The sequence below is a fragment of the Variovorax sp. 01T439_2 genome (assembly GCF_056398445.1).
Map to the genome: position 1 here is coordinate 1 of NZ_JBFTPJ010000371.1, position 5,299 is coordinate 5,299.

General features: G+C 66.7%; 9 protein-coding genes. 4 read left to right on the top strand and 5 right to left on the bottom strand.

Annotation, left to right across the window (positions count from 1 at the left end; all coding sequences use genetic code 11):
• The 4 genes from AC1DOC_RS17905 to smpB form a co-directional block, all read right to left on the bottom strand.
• The coding region (locus AC1DOC_RS17905; protein ID WP_478130192.1) for an anti-sigma factor family protein at positions 1-384 on the bottom strand (384 nt) is incomplete at its 3' end.
• 16 nt (positions 385-400) lie between these two features.
• Positions 401-916, bottom strand: coding sequence for a sigma-70 family RNA polymerase sigma factor (locus AC1DOC_RS17910; RefSeq protein WP_478130193.1), 516 nt, complete (start codon positions 914-916; stop codon positions 401-403).
• A 24-nt stretch (positions 917-940) separates the two neighbouring features.
• Positions 941-1,321, bottom strand: a complete 381-nt coding sequence (locus tag AC1DOC_RS17915) for a COG4315 family predicted lipoprotein (RefSeq protein WP_012747860.1) — start codon at positions 1,319-1,321, stop codon at positions 941-943.
• A gap of 94 nt (positions 1,322-1,415) precedes the next feature.
• Positions 1,416-1,892: an SsrA-binding protein SmpB gene (gene smpB, locus AC1DOC_RS17920; protein ID WP_012747861.1), complete on the bottom strand. Its 477-nt coding sequence runs from the start codon at positions 1,890-1,892 to the stop codon at positions 1,416-1,418.
• A gap of 62 nt (positions 1,893-1,954) precedes the next feature.
• On the opposite strand from smpB, the gene AC1DOC_RS17925 reads away from it, so the two are divergent.
• Positions 1,955-2,401, top strand: a complete 447-nt coding sequence (locus AC1DOC_RS17925) for a type II toxin-antitoxin system RatA family toxin (RefSeq protein WP_012747862.1) — start codon at positions 1,955-1,957, stop codon at positions 2,399-2,401.
• Positions 2,401-2,736: an RnfH family protein gene (locus AC1DOC_RS17930; RefSeq protein WP_012747863.1), complete on the top strand. Its 336-nt coding sequence runs from the start codon at positions 2,401-2,403 to the stop codon at positions 2,734-2,736. The genes AC1DOC_RS17925 and AC1DOC_RS17930 overlap by 1 nt, the downstream gene beginning before the upstream one ends.
• A 15-nt stretch (positions 2,737-2,751) precedes the next feature.
• Here AC1DOC_RS17930 and AC1DOC_RS17935 read toward each other — a convergent pair whose 3' ends face one another.
• Positions 2,752-3,264, bottom strand: a complete 513-nt coding sequence (locus AC1DOC_RS17935; protein WP_012747864.1) for a DUF4124 domain-containing protein — start codon at positions 3,262-3,264, stop codon at positions 2,752-2,754.
• Positions 3,265-3,443: 179 nt separating this feature from the next.
• Between AC1DOC_RS17935 and guaB the strand changes: the two genes are divergently transcribed.
• Positions 3,444-4,913 (top strand): IMP dehydrogenase, encoded by a 1,470-nt coding sequence (guaB, locus tag AC1DOC_RS17940; protein ID WP_478130194.1) that lies wholly within the window; start codon positions 3,444-3,446, stop codon positions 4,911-4,913.
• Between the two features lie 88 nt (positions 4,914-5,001).
• Positions 5,002-5,250, top strand: coding sequence for a type II toxin-antitoxin system Phd/YefM family antitoxin (locus tag AC1DOC_RS17945; protein WP_012747866.1), 249 nt, complete (start codon positions 5,002-5,004; stop codon positions 5,248-5,250).
• Positions 5,251-5,299 lie beyond the last annotated feature (49 nt).

Below are 5,299 nucleotides of genomic sequence, written 5' to 3' on the forward strand. Positions count from 1 at the left end.
GTGCACGAATTCGCGCATCGCAGGCGCCCTGGCCAACTGGGCCGAAGCGGCGCGCTGCATCGACCACTGGGCATTGCCGAGCCAGCCGGCGGCAAAGGCGATCAGCACGCCGGCCGCCATGCCGCCCCATCGCATCCAATGGCCTCGCCGGGCCTGGCTGCGATCGAGCGCGTTCATCAGGGGCGCGGGCACGGGCTCTACCAGCAGCTCTCCATGCAGCCGGCGCAGTGCGTCGCGCTGGGTGCGCCAGGCCGCCACCCGCGCCGCAAGGGCCGGATCGTGCGCGACGGCGTCCTCGAGCTCGGTGCGGCGTTCCGGTGCCAACTGGCCATCGATGAGCGCATGCAACTCGTCGTCGGTGGGGGGCGGGGCAGGGCGATTCATGATGGAGCGGCAGGTTTCACTTGAGGCGGCGCAGTCCGGGGCGATGCGGCGCAGCGGCGCCGTCCATCAGCTCCTGCAGCCGGACGCGGGCGCGCGACAGGCGCGACATCACGGTGCCGGCGGGGATGCCGAGCACCTTGGCCACCTCGGCATAGGAAAGGTCTTCGAGCRTGACGAGCAGCAGCACGGCGCGCTGCTCTTCGGGCAGCTGCATCAGGCAGCGCTGCAGGTCCAGGCCCATGCCGGGGTCGCGGCCCGGATCGGCGGCGCCGTGCAGCTCCTGCACCGCGTCCTCCAGCGGCACCACGCTGTGCGGCGGCGGCGTGCGCCGCAGCTGGCTCGCAAAGATGTTGTGCATGACCGTGAACAACCAGGCGCGCAGGTCGCTGCCCACCACCCAGAGCCGCCACTTGCTGCAGGCCCGCTCGAGCGTGTCCTGCACCAGGTCGTCGGCCGCCCAGACGTTGCCCGTGAGCGCGCGCGCATAGCGGCGCAGGCTCGGGATCTGGTCGGCCAGCAGGCGGGCGTCCATGGGGAGCGGGAGCGCGCGCGAGGATCAGGGCTTGGCGGTTTTCCAGGCGCCGCCGACGCCGTCGCCGGTCTTGTCGCCCGGCTTGCTGTCCTTGGACCAGTAGTAGAGCGGCCAGCCCTTGGCGGCCCATTGCTTCTTGCCGTCGTCGCGCGTGACGATGGTGAAGTCGCCGGAGGGTTTGTCGCTGTCGGTGGCCATGAAGGGTGGCCAATTGGCCGCGCAGCCGCCGTTGCAGGCCGACTTGCCGCTGCCGGCCGTGTCCTTGTCGAAGGTGTAGAGCGTCATGCCGTTGGGGCCGACCAGCGCACCGTCGGCGGCCTTGGGCTGTGCGAACGAGGGAAGCGCGAGCAGGCCGGAAAGCAGCGCGGCGGCAAGGCCGGCGCAGGAAAGGCGAAGAGGCGACATGGAAGACTCCTGGAAGTTGGTGGCACCGACGATCCGATGACACCGCACAAACGCCTGCAAGCGGCGTTTTATTCCATGCTGCGCAAAAAAAGAACTAGCGGCTGCGGCTCTTCATCGCGCGCTCGACCTCGCGCTTGCCTTCGCGGTCCTTGATGGTGTCGCGCTTGTCGTGCTCGGCCTTGCCCTTGGCGAGCGCAATTTCGCATTTCACCTTGCCGGCCTTCCAGTGCAGGTTGAGCGGCACCAGCGTGTAGCCCTTTTGTTCGACCTTGCCGACCAGGCGGCGGATCTCTTCCTTGTGCAGCAGCAACTTCTTGGTGCGGATGGAGTCAGGGTTGACGTGGGTCGAGGCGCTCTTGAGCGGGTTGATCTGCAGGCCCACGACGAAGAGCTCGCCGTCGCGGATCACCACGTAGCCGTCGGTCAGCTGGACCTTGCCCTCGCGCAGGGACTTGACCTCCCAGCCTTCGAGCACGATGCCGGCCTCGAAGCGTTCTTCGAAGAAATAGTTGTACGCGGCCTTCTTGTTGTCGGCAATGCGGGAGGAGGTATCTTGTTTCTTGGTGGCCATGGCTCGGAAAGGTGGGGGCGCATGGCTTCAATACAATCCGTCGCGCACGCTGTCCCGATTCTATGAAAACCGTCAACAAGTCCGTCCTCATCTGGTACAGCGCCGAAGAGATGTACGCGCTCGTCACCGACGTGGAGAAATATCCGCAGTTCCTGCCCTGGTGCGACAAGTCCAGGGTCATCGAGGAAGACGAGGCCGGCATGACCGCCGAAGTGGGCCTGGCCTTTGCCGGCCTTCACCAGAGTTTCACCACCCGCAACACCCACGTGCCGGGGCGCGAGGTGCACCTCAAGCTGGTCGATGGACCCTTCTCCAACCTCGACGGCCTCTGGAAATTCGTGCCCGTGGGCGAGCCCGGCGAGCGCGCCTGCCGCGTCGAGCTGCACATGAGCTACGGCTTCAGCAACTTTGCTTTGCAGGCGCTGGTGGGGCCGGTATTCGACACCGTGGCCTCCAGCCTGGTCGAAGCCTTCGTCAAGCGTGCCGAGCAGGTCTACGGCACGTCCTGATGATCGAAGTCACGCTCTGCTGCTCGCCCGCGCCGCGCGAGGTGTTCGAGCAGGTGCTGCGGCTGGCGCCCCAAGCCACCGTGGCCGATGCCGTGAAGGCCAGCGAACTTGCGCAGCGCTTCCCGCAGCTCGATTGGCGCGAGGCCATGACGCCGGGAATCTGGGGCAGGGAAGTCGGCTGGGAGCAGCCGCTCGAGGACGGCGACCGCGTCGAGCTGTGCCGTCCCTTGGCGGTCGATCCGAAGGTGGCGCGCCGTGAGCGCTTCCAGCGCCAGGGCGCGCGCGGCACCGGTCTTTTCGCGAACCGCCGCAAGGGCGGCAAGGCCGGCTACTGAACCGGTGCGGGCTGCTTATTTGCAGTCGCTTTCGATGATCGACTGAAGACGCTTCTGCTCGGCGGCCCGGGCCGCGTCGTCCATGATTTCGCGCTCGCCCTTCGCGTTGATCTTGGCGACGCGGATGCCGCTGTCGAAGGTGGCCTTGCCCTGGCGCGCGCGGTCGCAGTTGTCGGCCTTGGCCTTGGCGTTCTTCTCTGCCTCGGCGGCCTGCTTGGCCTTTTCCTCGGCCTGCGCCTTCTTGGTCTTTTCCTCGAGCTCCTTGTCGACGCCCGCGGGCTTGGGCGCGGCCGCGGCCTTGGGTGCCGCGGCGTCGGGCGCATCGGCGTCGGCAGCGGCCGGCGCCGAGCCGCCTCGGGGCGGCGGAGAGCCCGCGCGGCGCAGGATGTTCTTTTCCGGCACGTCCGTCGGCGGCGGCTGGTCGCTGAAGACCTTCTTGCCGCTCTTGTCGATCCATTGCCATTGCGCGCTGGCCGAGAGCGGCAGCAGGCAAACACATCCCAGTACGAGCCAATGCGCGAATTTCATGCGGCGAGTTTAGCCTTCCTTACGTTTTGCAACATGAGAGCGCCCGGCTTTCGTTGCCGGCGAGTTGGGATTTGGCTACGTTTTCGCCGCCTTGCCGGCCCGGCGGGGCTTGGCTGAAGCCCCTGGCAGGGCGGGTAAGTACCGACGGTCGCTACAATCCGTCTTTTGGAGCTTCACCCATGCGCCTTCTCGGCAAAGCGCTCACCTTCGACGACGTGTTGTTGGTGCCAGCGTTCTCCCAGGTCCTGCCCAAGGACACCTCCCTCGCCACCCGTTTCTCCCGCAACATCACGCTGAATCTGCCGCTGGTCTCCGCCGCGATGGATACGGTGACCGAAGCACGCCTCGCGATCGCGATCGCGCAGGAGGGCGGCATCGGCATCGTGCACAAGAACTTCACCGCCGCCGAGCAGGCCGCGCAGGTGGCCAAGGTGAAGCGCTACGAATCGGGCGTGCTGCGCGATCCCGTGGTAATCACGCCCACGCACACCGTGCTGCAGGTCATGCAACTGTCCGACGAACTCGGCATCTCGGGCTTCCCGGTGCTCGACGGCGGCAAGGTGGTGGGCATCGTGACCGGGCGCGACCTGCGCTTCGAGAACCGCTACGACGTGCCGGTGAGCGAGATCATGACGCCGCGCGACAAGCTCATCACCGTGCCCGACGGCACCACGCTGGCCGAGGCCAAGGCGCTGCTCAACAAGCACAAGCTCGAACGCCTGCTCGTCATCAACAGCGCATGGGAGCTCAAGGGCCTGATCACCGTCAAGGACATCACCAAGCAGACCAGCTTTCCCAACGCCGCGCGCGACCCGAGCGGCCGCCTGCGCGTGGGTGCGGCGGTCGGAGTGGGCGCGGGCACCGAGGAGCGCGTCGAGGCGCTGGTGAAGGCCGGCGTCGACGCCATCGTGGTCGACACCGCGCACGGCCACAGCGCCGGCGTGATCGAGCGCGTGCGCTGGGTCAAGAAGAACTATCCGCAGGTCGACGTGATCGGCGGCAACATCGCCACCGGCGATGCGGCACGCGCGCTGGCCGATGCCGGCGCCGACGCGGTCAAGGTCGGCATCGGCCCCGGATCGATCTGCACCACGCGCATCGTGGCCGGCGTGGGCGTGCCGCAGATCATGGCGGTCGACAGCGTCGCCACCGCGCTGCAGGGCACCGGCATTCCGCTGATTGCCGATGGCGGCATCCGCTATTCGGGCGACATTGCCAAGGCCATTGCCGCGGGCGCGAGCACCGTGATGATGGGCGGCATGTTCGCAGGCACCGAAGAGGCGCCCGGCGAGATCGTGCTGTTCCAGGGCCGCAGCTACAAGAGCTACCGCGGCATGGGCTCCATTGGCGCCATGCAGCAGGGCAGCGCCGACCGCTACTTCCAGGAATCGACCACCGGCAATCCCAACGCCGACAAGCTGGTGCCCGAGGGCATCGAAGGCCGCGTGCCGTACAAGGGCTCGATGGTGTCGATCGTCTACCAGATGTCGGGCGGCTTGCGTGCCAGCATGGGCTACTGCGGCTGCGCCACGATCGAAGAGATGAAGAACAAGGCCGAGTTCGTCGAGATCACCACGGCCGGCATCCGCGAAAGCCACGTGCACGACGTGYAGATCACGAAAGAAGCGCCGAACTACCGGGCTGAATAAGTGATGAACAAGCTCAATCTGGCCAGACCTTGAAAGTCAGGCCAGATTGGCATTAGAATTCAGGCCAGATTCAAATTTTCTGGCCCAAATGCAATCCATCGGCATCGCTGAAGCCAAGAACAACTTCTCGGCCCTGATCGACCTGGTCGAAAAGGGCGAGGAGGTTCGCATCACCCGCCACGGCAAGGAGGTGGTGCGCATGCTGCCGGTGCGGCGCAAGCCGGTCATCACCGACGAGCAGATCGAGCGCGAACTCGGCCAGATCGACGCGCTGCACGCCACCATCCAGCCCGGCCACCCGGTGCGGGCACTGCTCGACGAAGGGCGCCAATCGTGACAGCCTTCGTCATGGACGCCTCCGTCACCGCCGCCTGGCTCTTGCCCGA